Source organism: Microbacterium sp. (assembly GCF_029263575.1).
In the GTDB taxonomy this organism is placed as follows: domain Bacteria; phylum Actinomycetota; class Actinomycetes; order Actinomycetales; family Microbacteriaceae; genus Microbacterium.
Genome location: NZ_JAJUFV010000239.1, coordinates 1 through 2,591 on the forward strand (window position 1 = coordinate 1; position 2,591 = coordinate 2,591).

Consider the following 2,591-nt stretch of genomic DNA (forward strand, 5'->3'; position numbering starts at 1 on the left):
CGATGATGCTGGCGAACGTCGAGGGGCGGCCGATGCCGTGCTCTTCGAGGGCCTTCACGAGCGAGGCCTCGGTGTAGCGCGGCTTGGGGGTGGTCTTGTGGCCCTTCGCCTCGGCATCCGACATGGTGAGCTCGTCGCCCACGGCAACGGCGGGAAGCGATTGGCTCGAGTCGGCGTCGGTGTCGCCGCGTTTCTCGTCGCGCCCCTCTTCGTACGCCTCGAGGAATCCCTTGAAGGTGTAGACCGTGCCGGATGCGGTGAACTCAGCCGTCTGACCGTCAGCGTCGACGGCGAGGGTGACCGTGGTGGTCTCGTATTTCGCATCGGCCATCTGGCTGGCGACCGTGCGCTTCCAGATCAGGTCGTACAGGCGCAGCTCTTCGCGATCGAGTTCGCCCGAGACCGAAGACGGCTTGCGGAAGTTGTCGCCCGAGGGACGAATCGCCTCGTGCGCCTCCTGCGCGTTCTTGCTCTTGGACCGGTACACGCGCGGCTTGAGCGGAACGGCATTGTCGCCGTACAGCGCGACCGCCTGGCTGCGCGCCGCCTGCACGGCCTGCGTGCTGAGCGCGACCGAGTCGGTTCGCATATAGGTGATGAAGCCCTTTTCATACAGGCGTTGGGCGGCGCTCATGGCCTGCTTCGCGCTCATCGAGAGCTTGCGCCCTGCTTCCTGCTGCATCGTCGAGGTGGTGAACGGTGCGTACGGGCTGCGGGTGCCGGGCTTCGCCTCGACCTTGGTGACCGTGCCGGTGCCCGCCGTGTCGACGGCATGCGCGAGAGCGGTGGCGTCCTTCTCGGACAGGACGACGACGGCCTTCTTGAGCTTTCCGAGGTCGTCGAAGTCGCCACCGCGGGCGAGCGCACCGCCGTCGAGGCGGACGAGGCGCACGCGGAACGAGCTGCCGCTGGCGGCGGATGCCTCGACATCCCAGTACTCGGCGCTCACGAACGCCATGCGCTCGCGCTCGCGCTCGACGATCATGCGGGTGGCGGCCGACTGCACGCGGCCAGCGGAGAGGCCGGTCTTGACCTTGTACCAGAGCACGGGTGAGACGTCCCACCCGTAGAGGCGGTCGAGGATGCGCCGGGTCTCCTGCGCATCGACGAGAGCGATATCGAGCTCGCGCGTGTTGCCGACGGCGGCTTGGATGGCGTCTTTGGTGATCTCGTGGAACACCATGCGTTTGACGGGCACCTTCGGCTTGAGCGTCTCGAGAAGATGCCAGGCGATCGCTTCACCTTCGCGGTCTTCATCCGTCGCGAGCAGGAGCTCGTCGGCGTTCTTCAGGGCGCGCTTGAGTTCGGAGACCGTCTTCGTCTTGCGCTCGGAGACGACGTAATAGGGATCGAAGCCGTTGTCGACGTCGATCGAGTACTTCCCGTACGCGGCCTTGTCGGCGGCGGGGATGTCCTTCTTGTCAGCGAGATCGCGGATGTGTCCGACCGAGCTGAGCACCTCGTAGTCATCTCCGAGGTATCCCTGAATCGACCGCATCTTCGTCGGAGACTCGACAATGACGAGCTTCTTGCCTTCAGCCAAGAGTGCGTCCTTTCTTCGAAGCACACCATACACACCACTGTCGTGGAGCGTTCACAGCAGAGCTGTGGAGAGAGCTATGGGGTGAAGCCGTCAGAATCCCTCGGGTGGGCCCGCTCGGGCACGGGAGACGGCAGCAAGACCAGCGTAGACCGCCTGAGCCTGCACTGTCGCCACCGTGCCGTCCAGAACGCAGGAAATCAGCGTCGCACCGGATGCCTCGGCAACTCGAGCGCCCAGCGCACACGGGTCCTCGTTCGTGACGATTGCGCCGGATGCCGCATCCGCAGCCGCGAGAGCGGCGGCATCCGCCGCGGCGGCGACGCGCTGCGCGGTGACGGCCGCCCCACCGACCGCGGCGAGACCGACCGATAGCGACGCTGCCACCACCAGCACGCCCGCCGACAGCGCCGTACCCGCCATCAGAGCCCTCCGCTGAGCGCACAGCTGGAAGCCGACAGCGGGATGGAGATGATGCGACCGACCGAGACGTCGACATTCGCGCTCACGCAGGTGAGGTCGCCGCGCGTTTCGTGCGTCACGGCTGCGTCGGTGACGGATGCCGCAACCGCCGCATGCGCGGCCGCTGTGCTTTCGCCGCGCCCGAGGAGGCGCGCGGCATCGGCTGTGGCATCCTGCAACGCCACCTGCTGCGACGCCGCCCCCAGCGCGCCCGCCCCGAGCAGCAGCGTGAGTGCCACGGCGGGAAGGGCGAGTGCGAGCTCGGCGGCGGTCGATCCGCGCTCGGAATCAGACCGAGACATGACGCACCCGGTTACGACACGGTGAGCGCTCGGCGCACCAGATCGGTGAGGATGCCGCGCACCTCGTCCGAGCGCATGATGACCACAAGCAGCCCCGCGAAGGCGACAGCGGCCATGGTCGTGATCGCGTATTCGGCGGTGGCCGCGCCCGACTCGTCGGTGAAGAGTCTGGCTGCGTGCGCTCTGGTGAGTGTGGGAATGGTGTTCATGGTGTTCCTTCTTTCTTTCGGTGTTTTCTTTCGGCATGCCGTCACAGGGGCAACGGCGTGGAGGTGAGGACAGAGAGC

The 2,591-nt window shown here is 66.7% G+C and carries 4 protein-coding genes; all 4 read right to left on the minus strand.

The genetic code is table 11. The annotated features are described in order from the left end of the window. Window positions 1–1,543, minus strand: a 1,543-nt coding sequence (topA, locus tag Q1J95_RS15535; protein ID WP_300269309.1) for a type I DNA topoisomerase, incomplete at its 3' end; no start/stop codon positions are given. 90 nt (window positions 1,544–1,633) lie between these two features. Continuing rightward, window positions 1,634–1,963, minus strand: coding sequence for a helicase (locus tag Q1J95_RS15540; RefSeq protein ID WP_300269311.1), 330 nt, complete (start codon window positions 1,961–1,963; stop codon window positions 1,634–1,636). Then, window positions 1,963–2,304 (minus strand): TadE family type IV pilus minor pilin, encoded by a 342-nt coding sequence (locus Q1J95_RS15545; RefSeq protein ID WP_300269313.1) that lies wholly within the window; start codon window positions 2,302–2,304, stop codon window positions 1,963–1,965. Before Q1J95_RS15545 ends, Q1J95_RS15540 begins: the two co-directional genes overlap by 1 nt. Before the next feature lie 11 nt (window positions 2,305–2,315). Beyond that, window positions 2,316–2,513, minus strand: coding sequence for a DUF4244 domain-containing protein (locus Q1J95_RS15550; RefSeq protein ID WP_300269316.1), 198 nt, complete (start codon window positions 2,511–2,513; stop codon window positions 2,316–2,318). Window positions 2,514–2,591 lie beyond the last annotated feature (78 nt).